Below are 16,071 nucleotides of genomic sequence, written 5' to 3'. Positions count from 1 at the left end.
TCTAAACGAAAAGCAGTGATTTGTCCTAACTAGCGGGTAAATCACTGCTTTTTTAGGCCAATTAGGCCGCTGCTTTAATCAGTTTTAAAGGGTCTTTCCACGAATGCGCGTGGGGATTCTGCCAGTCATTTTGGGCACTGACCCAACTCTTGTGGTTGGTGACGCCCAGGTGCAGGTGGCCGGTCGCTTGGGTCGCAATGACCTGACCGACCTTGATCGTATCGCCGATGTGCACGGTGTGAGTCGGATGATCCATCGCAAATTCTTGGTAGATAACCTGGTCACCGTCTGCGGACTCAGTGACCACGACGTCCTTACCTAGTCCTAAGGGATAAGCGTCGGTCACGCCGCGCTTGGTGGGGTTACCCACGAAGATGACTTCACCAGCGTGGACGGCGTGAATTTTACTGCCAACCCCTGCGTTGAAGTCCACGCCGTCATGCCACGGGGAGTCTGCTAGGTCGCGGTCACCGAAGGTTGAGGTGACGTGTTGGCCACCCGTGTAGGGCCAGCCCCATTCAGCCGTTTGCTTGGCTGGTTGGGTAGCTGCGGTTGTCTTAGGCGTTGTGCTAGCTGCTGCCGTGGTTGCGGTGGTGAGGGCCAACTTATGGGTCGCCTTTTCACTAGCCGCAGTCGCCGTTGCTGGGAAATAAGCGACCCGCTTCGGCTGGCTGGTTGCTAGTTCGGTTGGCGTATTGGCAATCGTTAGGGTTTCCGCTTCCGCCGTGCGGTCAGCGAAGAGGGGCAGGGTCAAGAGGACGCCTAACAATAGAAGGAGCGGAATGGCCCCCACGAGTAAGTGACGTTGATAGCGATTTTTTAATGAACGTAAATGATTATATTTTTGATTCAGAGACGACATTGTTTTGGGGACCACCTTTTTTCCGTAATAGAAAGATTGTACCAGTGTTTTGCGGTTTATGCATTAAGAAATTGTGAAGATTTTGATTGGCACGGAAAACAGGAAGCAAGTCAAGTAGTCGTTTGACTCAGAAGTCAGATAGCCTAGTTATCTCGTAGATGACTTAAATAGTGATAATTCGTTTCTTTAGTTAAGATTATTGCTATGTTTGTGGCTAAATACGATAAAAATCACAGTTTTTCGTATTCTTTTAAATTACATGGTAAGATAGGTTTAATCGAAGAGGAGGTGGTTCTGGTGTTAATTGACTTCACGGTAGAAAATTTCACGTCGTTTAAGACAGCAACAACGCTCTCAGCTGAGACTGGGGAACGGTTGAGCCGGTTGAAACAAACGAATACGCTCACGGAAAATGGCTATACGCTGCTTAAAAATTTACTGATTTTTGGTCCTAACGGTTCTGGAAAAACAAATCTGCTCATGGGATTGCGGACGATGCAGCGAATGGTACTCGACAACCCAGCGAAGGTGACTAGTAAATTACCTGCCCGTCCGTATGCGTTGGATGAAGCGGGAATCGGCCAGCCAGTATGCTTTGCGGTCACCTTTAATTACCTACAGGCCACCTATGCCTATACGTTTTCATTTACAACGACGGCTATCACTTCAGAAAAGTTGTGCGTGAAACACGGGCAAAAGATGCAGACTTATTTTGAACGAGAAGGTCAAGAATATCCAGTTCTGCCGGCCAGTTTACGCGCTTTAAAGGCAACCACGAAACAGAATACCTTGCTTCTGTTCAATGCGCAGCAAGTTAATGATCCACACGCGACGGCAGTAATGCAGTGGTTTCAAAATGACCTCTTGTTTGTGGATGACGCCCAGGTTTCCGATCAACTGGTGACGATGCTGGAACAACCGGCAGTTAAAGAAGAATTTTTACACTTCTTACATTTCGCTGACTTCAATATTGTTGATATTCGCCCGCGGCGGGTTGCAACACCGGCAGTGCCACAAGAAGTTTTGCAGCTTCTACAGAGTGCCGACTCAGCAGTGACACTGCCAACGACGATGCCGCAATTATTTACCGTTCATCAGAAGTATAATGCGTCAGGAGAAATTGTGGGACAGGAGGAGTTACCCTTAGCCAGTGAGTCGCGGGGAACCCAAAAGATTTTTGTCATTGGCTTGTCGATTATTAATGCGCAATTGAACGGTAATGGCAAGACCCTGTTATTTGATGAATTTGATGACTCGCTGCATTTTGAACTGACTAAGGCGTTAATTAAAATTTTTAATTCTGAACCAAATAAGAATCAATTTATTTTGACCACCCATGAATTGCAGCTGTTGAATGCTGCATTACGAATCGATCAGATTTACTTAGTAGAAAAGAACTTCCAAGGAACTAGCGACTTGAAATCAATTTTTGATTTTAGTGATGTCCGTACGACTGCTCGTCGAGATGTGAGTTTCATGAAACGGTATATTGAGGGACGTTTCGGCGCGATGCCGGCGGTAAATGCGGATGAGATGTTGTTGGCGTTAGAAGAGGTCAAGAATAACGGTGAGCGTGAATGAGTAGGAAGTCGCGACAACTGCATCAGAAGATCACAGTCATTTACTGTGAAGGGGAGTCAGAGAAAGCGTACTTTGAAATGCTTTCGGCGAAGTACAGTAGCGGCACAAACGTTCACACGGAAAAGGTACGCATTGAAACAATTACACAGTCACGAGGGGTTGACCTCATTGAAAAGGCTGCCAGAAAGCGAGCCCGTCTTCCCCGCAATAAGCAGGTTGACCAGGCTTACGTTGTTTTTGATTGTGATAGCTTAACCCGGGTTGATTTGGAGCAATGTGGCAAGCGGGCACGGGAAAATAATTTACGAATTATTTTCTCCAGCATCAATTTTGAGGTGTGGATCTTACTGCATTTTGAAGCAGTTTCACGCGCGTATACGGCAACCCAACTTAATTTGAAATTATCTGGTGAAAAGTATTTCAATCAAGATTATGCGAGATTTAAGGGCCGTCGCTATGATCAGTATCTATTTGATCGGATTAACTTGGCGGTTGCAAATGGCTGTCAGCTGACCAATCGAAAAGGCAATAACTGGTTGATTAGCAATCCGTACACGAATGTCCATCAAGCATTGACTGATATTTATGGTGTCACCCAATTTTAAGAAGTGACAGTCAAACGACCACCCTAGAAGCACAGCGATGTGCATCCAGGGTGGTCGTTTATTTTTGCTAAATTTCAGAAATATCCATCTCGTTGAGTCGTCCGTGTCGCCGTGCGTAGAACAGAATGCCCATCGCCGAAAAGGCCAAGGCAATGACCAGTAAGACCAACATGTCGGGAATCGCCGAGTTGCCAATCATTAGCGTTTCTCGCAGTCCCGCGACCGAGTAGCTCATCGGCAGGTACGGGTGGATGGCCTGGAAGAAGCCGTTGGTCATCTGTAGCGGGTAGGTCCCGGCCGACCCACCGAGCTGGAGCACCAACAGGACCATACTGAAGAAGGCGCCGGGCTTGCCGAGGGTCAGATTTAGCCAGTAGACGATGCTCATGAAGGCCGCCCCGGTGACCAAGAGCATCAGCAGGGTTGCCCACGGATGAATCGGATTCAGGCCGTCAATGACTGCAAGTAGGCCAGTCATGAAGAGCGCTTCGCCGAGCACGAAGGCACTCATGATGGAGGCCTTACCCAGCCACCAACGCCAGCCACTCCGCGGATACTTCCGGGGCGTGTACATATCAAACATCAGGTTAAACGCCAGCGCGCCCACGAAGAGGGAAACGGACATCATGTAGGGGGCCATGCCCGTGCCGTTGTCGGGCGCATCGTCGTGATCGGTGTGCGTGGTCGTGGTCGGCTGGGCAAATTGGCGGTAGGTCAACTGAGACGGATGCACCGTAGCTTGTTGACCAGCCTGATTCAGCGAGGTGGCGAGCTTGGTGGTACCGGCCCGAACTTTCGCTGCACCGCTGGCCGCCCGAGTGGCTCCCGAGGCCAACTTGTTCGCGCCGGTCGAGACCTGAGCGGTGCCCGCGGTGGCGGTCTGCAGGCCAGCGGTCAGTTGCGGACCATTAGTCGCCAGGGTGGTGAGCCCGGTCGTCAGGGTCGTGGCCCCGTTGGCAAGTTGGGTGACGCCCTGCGTGAGTTGTGGCGTCTGACTGTTCAGGCTGGCGAGTCCGTCAGCGAGAGTCGTGGCGCCCGTGGTCAGGCTAGCGTTCTTGGCAGTTAGCTGGTGCGTCCCGGTCGCCAGTTGTGTGCTCCCGTTGGTGAGCTGATGGGTACCACTGGTCAGTTGGTCACCCTGAGTCGTGAGTTGTGCCGTCCCATTGGCGAGTTGTGCGGCACCATTGGTGAGTTGCGTGACGCCGTCGGTCAGGGTCGGCGTGCTGGCGTGTAGCGTTTGCAGGCCCGTGTTGAGCGTGGTCAGTGCCTGGTTCGCTTGTTGGAGACCGCTAGTCAGCGTTTGTGCATTGGTCGTCAAGGTGGTGAGGCTATTGCCGAGCTTAGCTTGCGCGCTAGCGGCTGCAGTTAAACCCGTTTGCAGGTCGCCGAGAGTGCTGGCTTGGGACCCGAGACTGTCGAGGTCACTGCCGAGCTGTTTAGCAGCTGTTTGAACGTCGGTGAGGTCGGTGTTGTCGCTGGTATCGCTGACGGCTTTGACCATGGCAGCCTTCTGGGTGGCGGTTAAATTTTGCGCGTCGGCCGCCGTTGCCACCTTGTGTTGCAAAGCCATGTTGTCATCGGCGCTGGCAAGGGCCGTGAGCGCCGTCTGGAGGGCGGTTGCATCGGCTTTGACGGTGGTGGTGCTCTGAGCACTGCTGGCTAATTTGTTAACGGCAGTTTTTAGCGCGGTCTGCTGGCTTTGCGAGCTACTGAGGCCGGCTTGGACCTGTTTGAGACCAGCCGTCAGGGCGGCACTACCCGTGGTCAGTTTGGCAAAATTGGTGCCGAGGGTCTGGCTACCGCTCGCCAGTTGATCGATGCTACTACTGAGTTGCTGGGTACTGCCGTTCAGCGTCGTTAGGTGCCGGCTGAGGTTTTGGGCGCCGGTATTAACGGTTGTGACGCCGTTCACGTATTGGCTGGTGCCGGACTGAACGGTGTGACTACCGCTGGCTAACTGTTCTGCCGCAGTATTGATGTGGTTCGCGCCCGTGGTGTAGGCAGTTACGCCGCTATTGAGTTGTTGACTGCCGCTGGCCAGTTGCTGGCTGGCGGTAATCAGGCGATGGGACTGGCTTAGCAGCTGGTCGAGGCCAGTCGTGAGCTGTTGGCTGCCGGCCTGGGCCTGCTTGACGCCCGTGACGTACTGACTGAGTTTGCTGGTCAGGGTGTGCTCGCCGTTGGTTAGCTTGACGGAACTAGCGGCGAGGGTATTGAGCCCCTGGGCAATCTGGCGATCAGCGGCGGTCAATTTTTGACTACCCGTTGCAAGCTTGCGGCTTCCCGTGCCAGCGGTGGTCAGGCCGTGACCCAGGCGTTGGATGTCGGTAAATAGCGTTCGGGCGTAGGTCCGCGTCACTTGAGCGCCCACGGCCTGCGCGGCGGATTGCGCAGCTGAGGCCGTCATCTTAGAAGCCGTAAAATTGTGGCCGGCACTGGTTTGGTAGTGGAGCACCATCTGCTGAGGTGACTTAGCCATTAGCGTGGTCGCGTTGTGGGAAAAATTGTGAGGAATCGTCACAATCATGTAGTACTTCCCGGTGGTCAGACCGTGTTGCGCGGTGGTCTCACTGGCAACTGGCATAAATTTCATGGCGTCGGATGTCTTCAGATTCTGGGTCAGGTCGTGGCCGGCCGTCAAACGCTTCCCCTGATAGCTGACCGGTTGGTCCTGATTGACCACGGCCACGGGGAGGTCGGCAAGCTTGCCGTACGGGTCCCACATCGATTTCAAGAAAGTTACGGCGTAGATGGATGGAATCAACATGATAACCACCAATACTACCAATAGTAATTTGTGCTTAAATAAATATCGCCATTCTGCGTGAATCATCGGCGACGCCCCCAATCTGTGGTATCCTGTGGGCAAGGATATGCCTCACATGTGGCTAAAGGATACCGAGTCGGCCGGGAGTCGTCCACAACAGATGGGACCACTCTGTGGATTAAGCCGCACTTTCGCCACAACTGGGGTCTAACGGGAGGGATTCGATGACGGATAGGCGAGTTGTGAGAACTAATCAAGCGCTGCGGGCGGCCTTCAGAAAGCTGGCGCAGCAGTATCGGTTTCGTGAAATTACGGTCCAACAGCTGACGGCGGAGGCCAATATTAACCGCAAGACTTTTTACCTACACTTTGACTCGATTGATGATTTAGCGGATAGCTTCACCGCAGAAATTTCCGACCAGTTGTTGGGATTGCTCTTGCGGGAGCCCGCCAACCATGATCCCTTCCAACACCCGGGTGTTTGGTTCGATCGGCTGAGTGCCTACTTCGATGAGGCGCCGACATTTTACACGTTTATTCTGACATCGGACGACTATAGTTTCCTGTCGCGGCGGGTCAAGCACCGAGTGGCGGCGGGGTTGGCGGCCGATTTTCAACAGGATTATCAGCTGAGTGCGACCGATGCCAAATTAGGCGTGAATTTCTTGATCGATAGCACGCTGACCCTCTTTCGCCTGTACATCACCAAGCAATTAGGCATCTCGAAGGCGGAGTTTCGCCAGCGAATGGTGACGCTGAACCTAAAGGGGATGCAGGGGTTCTTGGCGTTGACCGGGAGCAAGTAGGCGGAATGGTCAGGTTTGGGGAAACCACTTTACTATCGCAGCTCTGTCGCCAGCCGGTCGCCGATTGCCGCAGTATACTGGCAGCAATCAAGGGGGATGAGCGTATGACTTCCAAGTTTATGACAGCCCACGCAAGGGCTTGGCACTTCGGATTAGCTGTTGGCGTTGTTATCTTAGGCATCGTTGGAATTTATTTAGCGCGGGAACAGGTGGCCCAGATCATCGGCGAAAGCGTTAAGGGGTACTTAGTGGGTAGTCGTTGAACCAATATTTTGGCAAATGAAAGAGGCCGTGGGCAAGTTGTCCACGACCTCAATTTTTTTATTTTTGATAGATGAAAACTAAGGACGTCGCGGTCGACCGGTCCGGCGCAAAGGCCCAGTCAGGGTGGTCAAAGGCGGTGACGTCGGTCGCGGTCTGGGCGTTGTGTTCTGCCAGGTACCGGACCATTTCGCCGCGGGCCATCTTGGCGAGGGTCGCCTTGGTCACTAATTTGCCGTTGACCAAGCTCCCAAAGACCACGGTGATGAGTTGTTCCGGGTGCTGCAGGTAGGGCGTGATGGTCTTGGCGTATTCCTGCGAGGCCAGGTTGATAATGGGCTCTGGACCAGTAACCAGCGCGTGATACAGGTGGTCGCCCCAGAAATCGTACAGGGTGTGGGCGCCCGCAACTTGAAGCTTCGATTGCATTTCCAACCGGTAGGGCACGACGCCGTCAAATGGGCGTAGAATGCCGTAGAAACCTGAGAGGATGCGCAGGTTATCGCGGACGTAGGCCAATGCCGGTGCGGTGAAGAGGTCTGGCGCCATGTATTGGTATTGAATGCCCGAGAAGGCCAAGAGAGCGGGGGTCAGCTGGCGCTTTAGGTCGAGTTCCTGAAGCCACTGATAGTTGGGACGCGCCAGCTTGTCGCTACAGTGCCACAGGGCCTTGGCCGTGGGGTAGTCGAGTTGCCGGAGCTGGTCCAAAATCTCTTGGGTTTGTGCCAGGTACTGGGGGAGCGCGTCAATGCCAAAGGTATCGGGGTCGACGACCATCTTCTTGGCGGGCGCGATGATGATTTTCATGGGGAACCTTCTTTCAAAACGGGATTAGCCAGTGATTGATTACTGATAGTAAGTATACCGCAGTGAATCACCTATCTGACGTCATATTCAGCATTACGCTTTGCGTGAGCGATAAAGTCTTGGACTAATTTTTTTTCATTGCTGGTGAAGTGGTCGGTGTAGAAGCATTCATCCTGTTCGTTGTAACGGGCGAGTAGGGTATCGGCATCCGTGTTTGTAATAGCTTAGAAAAATCGCTGAAAATAGGGCGATGTTGTCGTTATTTTGGTTATCACACGTGGTCTTGATTGCCGCGTTGTCGGTCAATTTGAGTCATGAATTTAACTGTTTTATAGCCTGTTGATTGGGAAGTGTTGCCTTAGTAAGTGCAAACATTATCTTTTCATGGAGCATGTCTGGCCCTAGGCGCTTGCGCCTTGATTTTAGACTTAATTTCAAAAAAAGCAGTCCACATTTGCTCACTTTTCATTAGCGCTAATTGAGTTAAATGTTTTCAGATTTCATGTTGACTTAACTTTTGAGTTGCTAATTGAACATACGCAATTACAAATAACATTATAATCAAATTGTAGATTACAGATTTAACACTTGAAGGAGATGAAAAAATGAAATTGACTTTTAATAATTTTTTTATAAAACGTGGGCGTTTTGGCTAAATCTTGGACTTATTATATTAATAATTTGGCCTGTATTTAAAGGTGAAGCCATACAATCAACTATTTCAAATTGGTTAATCTTAGGAATTGGAATTTTGGGAACATTACGCAGTTTAGCAAAATTTCCCCAAAAAAGTGCATAGGAATACACACCCAAGGTTAACTTTCTATGCACATAATCATTTTTCTTAACGATTTTATTTTCGTCACCAACATTGATATTAATCGAACGGGAAAAGCTTAGGTATCGACATTCAAGTTTACTGTGTTGTCAATTGGCCATGGTATATTTGCACTAGCTGACTTGCTCAGCTTGATTTTGTTTTAATTAAAATTGACTATGATTAGTTCATTAAAAACGTTTGAAGATTGTTACGTTACTGCTTATTCCAAGCCGTCCCCAGACTATTCGAGACTGTTGACGCAGGTCTGCTGTTGTCATTGGTCAGCGCCTTTGCATTCACAAAGGCGAACGTGGAATTTTGTTGAAAATTCAATATCCACAAGGTGACCGCCTGATCGTACAGCACAATTAAATTGTCTCATTGGTTATTAAACACGGGATTGTCAGTAGCTCAAGAAACATCCAATACCTAAGCTGTTACGTATGAATAATACCGGCGAAACTAGTTTTGTTGACTGAATGACGGTCAATCGCCCCTGAATGAATTCAGAGGCTTGTCGCTCACGTGTCTGACGACACAGTAGTCCAACATACCCGTTAAGGCACTCCTACTCGTAGTGGCAACATCATCGGGTAATTGACGGCTACCCGTTTAACTGCCAGGTTTACCCAGCAGTTGTTAGCTTCTTAATCTTTGGGCGCTTGACACTGTTCAACCAGCTTTGCCCAAGCATTGCAATATTCATAGCTCCTAATCTGTCATCGTTACAACGATACTGGCATTGAGCACACCAATACTCGTGAGTTTCGTGATGACGATTAGTCTTCTCAACTAGGCCACACTTCGGACATCTCTGTGAAGTGAATGCTGGATTCACTTTTACAACGGTGCTCTGAATAGCCTGAGCCTTGTACGTTAAGAATGATTCTAGCTGGAAGAAAGACCAGGAACGATGGCTGTTTCGTAAGGACTTAGGCAGATCATCGGTGTTGAATGTTACGTTGGTTAAGTCTTCCAGGACAAAAAGTGTGTGTGAGCCATATCGTGTAACGAGTGTCTTAGCTAACCAATGATTCACATCGGTCATCCAGCGGTTCTCTCGTTGCGCTAGCCGTTTCAACTTTTTCTTGGCAGATTTGGTACCCTTACTTTGTAATTGCCGACGGATCTCTAAGAACTTCTTCCGCTTACGTAAGATTTTTTGGCCATCAAAGAATAGCGTTTTTCCTTCACTATCAAAAGTGGTTGCTAAAAAGCGTAATCCACGGTCGATACCCACGATTTGCGGGTTATCCTTGGGATTGAAATCACTAGTTTCCTTCGTGATACCAATATGCAAGAACCACTTACCACGGTTATGGACCAACCTAGCAGTACCCAGTTTCCAGTCGTCAGTAAAGTATTTTTCGAAGCCCTTGTCGGTAAATCTTAACTTAGTTCGTTTACCTAGAGTGGTTATCGAGATTTCCTGCATGCTATCTACGAAAGAATAGTTACTCTGACGAACTAAATCTGCTTGCGGTCGACGAAACTGGACGGGTTTTTCTAACCAGGCCAAGTCTCTAGGAACTTGAACCCATTTGTTTTCCTCATCCTTGTAGTGGGAAGGATGCTGTTTCATCTGTTCCTGAACTGTCTTGTAACGAGCCACCACTGTCCGAAATACAGACTGGACCATCTGACTATTGAGTGGTGATTCTTGTCTAAATATTTTGTACAGATGGTGATTGATTTTTAACCAACTTAACGGAAACTCATGGTCAAAGATCCATTGACTGACAATATTAGCTAATCGTTGATATTCCTGGGCCATTGCCAAAAATTGTTCTGCTTGATTCGTGTCTGGATAGAGTCTCAGCTTAATTGTCCGCCCTAATTTAACCAATGGATACCTCCCCTGTAGATTGGATTTAGTATACCATATTTAGCTTTCTAGGGGAACATATGTTTCGAGAAAATTATTAAGTTCTGGCATTCATCCCGCGATTAAAATCGCAGGTTTTCTGCTTGGTTTTTAATAAAATGGGTGGATTAGTTGCAAAATCAACCATTTTACGGTTAGCAATCTCTGAATAATTTGTCGCGCAAAAAAACAGTCTCGCGTTCTACTCGAGACTGCTTGTGGTGAGGTGCGGCGACCTTCGGAATGCTTGCGCACCGATCGCGTACCCCCACCGTGGTTTGGCACCACGAGTAGTATCGCACGTGGTTGCGGGTGAGTCAAGCGAAAATTTAATCGCTGTTTCACGTGGAACATTTGCTGGGTTAAGCCTTGCCGATAACTTTCAAACCGGAGCTGGTCCCCAGCCGGGAAGCGCCGGCGTCAATCATGGCTTCGGCTTCTTCTTTAGAGTGCACACCACCGGAGGCCTTTACCTTGATGCGGTCGCCCACGGCTTTCTTCATTAAGACAACGTCCTTAACGCTTGCGCCACGGGTAGAGAAGCCGGTTGAGGTCTTTACAAATTCGGCCCCGGCATTGGCAACCAATTCAGACGCCTGCATGATTTCTTCGTCGCTCAGAAGGGCCGTTTCGATGATCACTTTGGCCAGTTTATTGTGGGCGTGAGCGGCGTCGATGACGGCCTTGAGGTCCGCGGTAACGGCGTCTAAATGGCCACTCTTGAATTCGCCAATGTTCATGACCACGTCAATTTCATCGACGCCATCTTGAACGGCCTGTAAGACTTCGGCAACCTTGATAGCCGTAGTGTTCGCGCCCAGAGGGAACCCAATCACTGTGTCCGTATTGACGTCGGTGTCGGCCAATTGCTTGTGAGCGTAAGCGACCCAGTAGGGATTAATCATGACGGAGCGGAAGTTGTTTTCCTTGGCCTCGCGAACAATGCGGTCAATGTCGGTTTGGGTGGCTTCGGGTGCCAGTAAGGTGTGGTCGATGGTACGATTTAAATTCTCCATGTGAATGTCCTCTTTTCGTGTTTGTCTAATTTACCTTCTTAATCTAACACGTTTTCTTACAAATGTAAAATACTATTTTTAACAAATGTAAAGTGTGGTAAAATAGAGACACGTATTTAGTCCGGTCAAAATAACTATCAGGAGGCACCCACATGGCATTGTCTAAGAAACAAATCGAACGGCTCATCGCGGTCAGCCGGTACTACTATCAGGATGATCTCAGCCAACAGGAGATTGCCCAGAAGATGAACCTGTCGCGGCCAACGGTGTCCAAGTCCCTTCAGCTAGCCCGCGAGAATCAGATCGTCACCATTAAGATTCAGGACCCGTTTGAAAATACCGCGGTCATCCGCGAGCAGCTTCAGGAAAAGTATCACCTGAAAGACGTGGTGATTGCCGAACAGGCCAACTACGATGAACAGGGAATCTTGGAACAACTCGGTGCCGTGACGGCGGATTATTTAGACCGTATCGTGACGGATGGCGTCACCATTGGCATCAACTGGGGGCGGACCATGGAGGCCGTGGCCAATCACCTACACCCGAGCCACAACCGCGACGTGCAGTTGGTGCAGCTCAAGGGAAGCGTGACCAACTCCAGCGAAACCAATTATTCCGCGGACATTACGCAGAAATTTAATCGAGCCTTTCACACGCAGGCGAGCCTCCTACCGTTGCCAATCATCTTTGGCGACGCGCAGGTCAAGCAACTGGCGATGCAAGATCAATTTATCAGTCAGGTCGTTGCCAAGGGAAACGACGCGGACATCGCGCTGTATACGGTCGGCACGACGCGGCCAACCGCGATGCTGTTTCAGTCGGGTTACCTCGATGCGGACCAGATCACGCAGTTGCGCACCGCATCCGTGGGGGACGTGCTCTCCCATTACATTACGGCCGATGGGGCATTGGCAGCACCGAACTTGGATGCCCGGACGGTCGCCATTTCGCTCGATCAATTGGCCAAGAAGCGCTACGCCATTTTGATTGCGGGCGGTCAGGCCAAACTACAGTCGATTCACGCCGCCTTGGTCGGGGGTCACGCCAACGTGTTGATCGTGGATCAGGCGGTGGCGAAGTCCTTGCTGGCGCTGTAGCAGTTAATTGGATAGTAAAATGGGTCACAACTTGGATTGCGGGTTGTGACCCATTTTTGTATGGCGGTTATTGATTAACGTTTGAAAATTGTGGCGCCATAACTTTCATTTCCCGTGTAATTTCCGGCGAGATTGGGCGTATGTTTCTGAACGATATCGAAATGTGACTTGCTAAAAATCTTAATTTTAACGAGTGCAGAATGTTTCTTGGCATAGTGCAGGCGACCATAGTAAGTGGTGGCGGTGTGCTTCTTTAACCCACTGAAATGCCAGTGGTAGCGCAGGTTAGTCCCCTTGACCTTGATGGTGAAGTGGTTCCCCTTGAACGTCGTCTTGTCGTGGAAGCCGCCTTGGCTGCCGTCAGTTAGGCGATACCAGGTGTGGTTGCGGATGGTTCGAGGCAGCGTGGTACTTTTCGCGTTGGCCGTCGTGGGGATGCCAAGTGGAACGAGGGTGATGAGGGCAAGACCGGTGATTGCTAGATGTGTTAGTTTCATTTTTAAGAGGCTCCTTTAGCTAGGCTGATGATTGATTGTGTAGTGCCAGCCTTTGTTATTCATATAAGTCGTGTAGGTCCAAACGTTATAAGGCGCTTGACCGTAACCACCGTGATCGTTTGACGGGTCAAACTCTCCGAGAGTCCAGTGCTTATGGCCGTTGAGGTAGCGCCAACTAGGCTTGACGTAGGTAACATCATCGCTTTCACGAGTGCCAAATTCGTACCAACCATTGTGGTGACGCACGTAGTAATACTTTGCAGCAATTTTACCATGTTTCCATTTAGCGTTACGTTTAGTTTTTGTGGCAATATGAACGCTATGTTTGGAAAAATGTAGACGTCGATAGCCCCATTTACCGGTGCCAGTATAGGCGTTCTGATAGGAATACCAATACTTATGATTCCGGAGGGTCTTACTATTGGTGTAGAGCTTCGTCTTAGCACTAGCGGTGGTGCTAGGTGTCAGCGCCACTAACCCCGTGAGGACGGCGCTGATGGCCAGGGTTGAATAAACAATCTTTTTCATGATGAATCCCCTTTCATGTGTCTCCAGTATACGAGTGTGAGGCGCCGTTTCAAGGGGAGGTTGCACGGTGGTGGGATGTCGATTGCACTAGAAATGAGCAAACTTATAATCTGATATATAGCGAATCTATAAGTGTGAATATAAGTAAATTTGTAGGCTATATCGCTGTTATTTTCGTCAGCACTATGCTGTAATAGATTTGCTAGAAGTTCCAACAGACATTCGGGGAGGTCAAGTGAAATGAAGGCAAAGTGGTTAGTCATCTTAGCAATTATTTTTTCCGTAGTGGTTGGGCTGGAGGTCGCCACGTCAATGGAACACGCCCGCGCAGCCAAGCCGCAACAGACGCTGCGGACGTTTCCACAGGCGTTGCGCGGGACCTGGTACCGGTACAAGTATCACCGGTACCGGCGGATTCAGATAGCTGCGCACAGTCTCAATGATGACGGTTTTAAGGCCGGAATTCACGCAAAAAAGTTGCCGCTAAAGATGTCCGCGGCACAACGCCGAGCTCATCCAACCTGGCTCATTGCTTACCCGGTGCGGTACCAGCACAGACGTTGGACGCGGGTGACCGGCTGGAATACCTGGGATGGGCATGGCGGGTACTTCCGGCAAATCCAGCAGCGCGTTGGTGGCAAGTGGCTACCCCTCCTCGAGATTCAAAGCGGGGCACAGTTGAAGACGGATGGGGTCGCCTTTCGGAGCAAGCGGCTGGCTAAACGATATGCTAATTTAAAAATTAATAACTAATATTTTATTATTAATAATTAAATAGACAGCCACCTGAATTTTAGGTGACTGTCTATTTGTCATTAATACCACCAATGCGGATAGGTCGGGTCAGACGCACGCCAAACGGCATCTTCGCCAAACCAATCGTACGGCGAGGTTTCCAGGTAGATGGGCTGCCGGAAGAGTTTAATTAAACCCCACATAAGAAATGGGAGAAACAAGATGAACGTGACCCGATCCCAGGTCGGACCGGTTTTAACCGTTTTGACCTTGGCGATGTGTTTGCTGATGAAGGGCTGATAGCGGTTGAAGACGGCCATGGTTGAGGCCGCGGTGCCGACCTTGTTCGGCAGGTGCCAGGTCAGAAAGGTCTTATTGAGGTTGGAAACACTATGATAGAGGTCCTCCGAGGGATAGATGACCGTATGCCAGCCATTGTCCGGGTAGACCAAGATAAATGAAATTCGTTGCTGTAATCGTTGTTGCCGTTGGATGACGGCAATCTGGTGGTCGCCATCAGTCGTTTTTCCGGCTAATTGTTGTTGGGCTAAGCGATGTAAAACGCGGTCGCCCAGCTCGTTGCCCGCGGTGTTAAAGGGATCCTGGTAGTCAAAACCGGCGAGGGGCGTGCTGAGGTGGCTGTAAGTATAGACCCAAAGCTGCGGCTGGTGACGGGTCTGGGCCCACTGATGATTGATTCGTCTAATCTCGGTTTTCTGCTGAGGAGATAACAGGTTCGCCTGATCCCGCACGACCGGAGCCGCCTGGGCGTTCAGTAGCCCGCAGATTCCGGCAATGGCCGTGAACCAGATAATCAATAGTGTTTTTATCTTACCCATCGTGCTCGCCTCTTCACTTATTCTGCCACCATTATAGCATGGCGCCGGTGATGTATAATAGATAGGTGAGATTTTTTAGATGAGGTGAGTTTTTGAAAAAATTAGCACCCTTGTTTGTCGGGTTAGGCGCGGTGAGCTTTGGGATTCCAGCATCATTATTTAAAATTGCGGCGCGTGAAGGCGTGGTCAACGGGCCACTCCTGTTCTGGTCGTTTCTGAGTGCCGTTATCATTCTAGGCGTGATTCACTTTGCGCGGCGACAGTGGCTGCGGTATCAGCACACCAATTGGAAACAGATTGGGCTGGTGATTGCGGCCGGCACGGCTTCCGGTTTTACCAATACGTTCTATATCCAGTCGTTGAAATTAATTCCGGTGGCGGCCGCGGCCGTCATGTTGATGCAGGCGGTCTGGTTGTCCGTTCTACTGGGCGCGGTGATCCATCGGCAATGGCCATCGCGGGTCCAGGTGCTGAGCATTGTCCTGGTTCTGATTGGCACGGTCCTGGCAGCGGGACTCTTCCCAATTACGCAGGCATTGTCCCCACTGGGGTTATTCTTCAGTTTCCTAGCGGCGTGTGCGTATGCCTGCACCATGCAGTTCACGGCGAGCCTGGGCAATAATTTGGATGCCTTGAGCAAGACCTGGCTGTTATGTATTGGGGCGTTCATTCTGATTTCCATCGTCTGGGGACCACAGATTGTGACGGCCAAGGTGACCGGCAATACCATTTTGTGGGGCGTGTTGATTGCCCTGTTCTCAATGGTCTTTCCGCTGGTGGCCTACTCCATTTTCATGCCATATTTGGAGCTGGGCATTGGCCCAATCCTGTCATCGCTGGAGTTGCCATCATCCATCACGGTGGCCTTCATCCTGTTGGGGGAGACGGTCGATTGGCCCCAAATCGTAGGGGTACTGGTCATCATTGGCGCGGTAATTTTACCAAACGTTTGGAGCATGCGGCGCCGGGGTCAAATTAATTAAAAG

At 50.2% G+C, this 16,071-nt stretch carries 16 protein-coding genes; 7 read left to right on the top strand and 9 right to left on the bottom strand.

Going from position 1 to position 16,071, the window contains the following annotated elements; genetic code table 11:
- Nucleotides 1–61 precede the first annotated feature (61 nt).
- On the bottom strand, nucleotides 62–862 hold the full coding sequence (locus tag ACEPST_RS05270) for a M23 family metallopeptidase (RefSeq protein WP_204120581.1): 801 nt from the start codon (nucleotides 860–862) through the stop codon (nucleotides 62–64).
- Nucleotides 863–1,159: 297 nt separating this feature from the next.
- Between ACEPST_RS05270 and ACEPST_RS05265 the strand changes: the two genes are divergently transcribed.
- Together ACEPST_RS05265 and ACEPST_RS05260 are read left to right on the top strand one after the other, a co-directional pair.
- Nucleotides 1,160–2,443 carry an AAA family ATPase gene (locus ACEPST_RS05265; RefSeq protein ID WP_204120580.1) on the top strand — a complete coding sequence of 428 codons (1,284 nt, stop codon included), beginning with the start codon at nucleotides 1,160–1,162 and terminating at the stop codon, nucleotides 2,441–2,443.
- Nucleotides 2,440–3,048 carry an RloB family protein gene (locus tag ACEPST_RS05260; protein WP_204120579.1) on the top strand — a complete coding sequence of 203 codons (609 nt, stop codon included), beginning with the start codon at nucleotides 2,440–2,442 and terminating at the stop codon, nucleotides 3,046–3,048. Before ACEPST_RS05265 ends, ACEPST_RS05260 begins: the two co-directional genes overlap by 4 nt.
- Before the next feature lie 67 nt (nucleotides 3,049–3,115).
- On the opposite strand, the gene ACEPST_RS05255 is transcribed toward ACEPST_RS05260, so the two are convergent.
- On the bottom strand, nucleotides 3,116–5,881 hold the full coding sequence (locus ACEPST_RS05255) for a YhgE/Pip domain-containing protein (protein ID WP_204120578.1): 2,766 nt from the start codon (nucleotides 5,879–5,881) through the stop codon (nucleotides 3,116–3,118).
- A 158-nt stretch (nucleotides 5,882–6,039) separates the two neighbouring features.
- Between ACEPST_RS05255 and ACEPST_RS05250 the strand changes: the two genes are divergently transcribed.
- Nucleotides 6,040–6,621 (top strand): TetR/AcrR family transcriptional regulator, encoded by a 582-nt coding sequence (locus tag ACEPST_RS05250; RefSeq protein WP_395390560.1) that lies wholly within the window; start codon nucleotides 6,040–6,042, stop codon nucleotides 6,619–6,621.
- Between the two features lie 104 nt (nucleotides 6,622–6,725).
- Nucleotides 6,726–6,884, top strand: a complete 159-nt coding sequence (locus tag ACEPST_RS05245) for a hypothetical protein (protein ID WP_204120576.1) — start codon at nucleotides 6,726–6,728, stop codon at nucleotides 6,882–6,884.
- A gap of 58 nt (nucleotides 6,885–6,942) precedes the next feature.
- Here ACEPST_RS05245 and yaaA read toward each other — a convergent pair whose 3' ends face one another.
- From yaaA to deoC, 4 genes are all read right to left on the bottom strand, one after another.
- Nucleotides 6,943–7,689 carry a peroxide stress protein YaaA gene (yaaA, locus tag ACEPST_RS05240; RefSeq protein ID WP_204120575.1) on the bottom strand — a complete coding sequence of 249 codons (747 nt, stop codon included), beginning with the start codon at nucleotides 7,687–7,689 and terminating at the stop codon, nucleotides 6,943–6,945.
- Nucleotides 7,690–8,319: 630 nt separating this feature from the next.
- On the bottom strand, nucleotides 8,320–8,520 hold the full coding sequence (locus ACEPST_RS05235; RefSeq protein WP_395390559.1) for a hypothetical protein: 201 nt from the start codon (nucleotides 8,518–8,520) through the stop codon (nucleotides 8,320–8,322).
- A gap of 614 nt (nucleotides 8,521–9,134) precedes the next feature.
- Complete coding sequence (locus tag ACEPST_RS05230; protein ID WP_395390558.1) at nucleotides 9,135–10,355, bottom strand: RNA-guided endonuclease InsQ/TnpB family protein; 1,221 nt, start codon at nucleotides 10,353–10,355, stop codon at nucleotides 9,135–9,137.
- A gap of 380 nt (nucleotides 10,356–10,735) precedes the next feature.
- Entirely contained in the window at nucleotides 10,736–11,389 is a 654-nt protein-coding gene (deoC, locus tag ACEPST_RS05225) for a deoxyribose-phosphate aldolase (RefSeq protein WP_204120573.1), read from the bottom strand.
- Between the two features lie 152 nt (nucleotides 11,390–11,541).
- On the opposite strand from deoC, the gene ACEPST_RS05220 reads away from it, so the two are divergent.
- Nucleotides 11,542–12,486 (top strand): sugar-binding transcriptional regulator, encoded by a 945-nt coding sequence (locus ACEPST_RS05220; RefSeq protein ID WP_204120572.1) that lies wholly within the window; start codon nucleotides 11,542–11,544, stop codon nucleotides 12,484–12,486.
- 74 nt (nucleotides 12,487–12,560) lie between these two features.
- Here ACEPST_RS05220 and ACEPST_RS05215 read toward each other — a convergent pair whose 3' ends face one another.
- Both ACEPST_RS05215 and ACEPST_RS05210 read right to left on the bottom strand, forming a co-directional pair.
- Nucleotides 12,561–12,983, bottom strand: coding sequence for a hypothetical protein (locus ACEPST_RS05215; RefSeq protein ID WP_395390557.1), 423 nt, complete (start codon nucleotides 12,981–12,983; stop codon nucleotides 12,561–12,563).
- Nucleotides 12,984–12,998: 15 nt separating this feature from the next.
- Nucleotides 12,999–13,511: a hypothetical protein gene (locus ACEPST_RS05210; protein ID WP_204120570.1), complete on the bottom strand. Its 513-nt coding sequence runs from the start codon at nucleotides 13,509–13,511 to the stop codon at nucleotides 12,999–13,001.
- 240 nt (nucleotides 13,512–13,751) lie between these two features.
- On the opposite strand from ACEPST_RS05210, the gene ACEPST_RS05205 reads away from it, so the two are divergent.
- Nucleotides 13,752–14,264, top strand: a complete 513-nt coding sequence (locus tag ACEPST_RS05205; protein ID WP_204120569.1) for a hypothetical protein — start codon at nucleotides 13,752–13,754, stop codon at nucleotides 14,262–14,264.
- Nucleotides 14,265–14,326: 62 nt separating this feature from the next.
- Here ACEPST_RS05205 and ACEPST_RS05200 read toward each other — a convergent pair whose 3' ends face one another.
- Entirely contained in the window at nucleotides 14,327–15,085 is a 759-nt protein-coding gene (locus ACEPST_RS05200) for a hypothetical protein (protein WP_204120568.1), read from the bottom strand.
- Between the two features lie 92 nt (nucleotides 15,086–15,177).
- On the opposite strand from ACEPST_RS05200, the gene ACEPST_RS05195 reads away from it, so the two are divergent.
- Nucleotides 15,178–16,068, top strand: a complete 891-nt coding sequence (locus tag ACEPST_RS05195) for an EamA family transporter (RefSeq protein WP_203638518.1) — start codon at nucleotides 15,178–15,180, stop codon at nucleotides 16,066–16,068.
- The last annotated feature ends 3 nt before the right edge of the window (nucleotides 16,069–16,071 follow it).

The organism is Levilactobacillus sp. FUA 3915, assembly GCF_044053135.1.
Taxonomy (GTDB): Bacteria; Bacillota; Bacilli; order Lactobacillales; family Lactobacillaceae; genus Levilactobacillus; species Levilactobacillus lanxiensis.
Note: the sequence above shows the minus strand (reverse complement) of the source record. Positions and strands in the feature narration are given on the sequence as shown.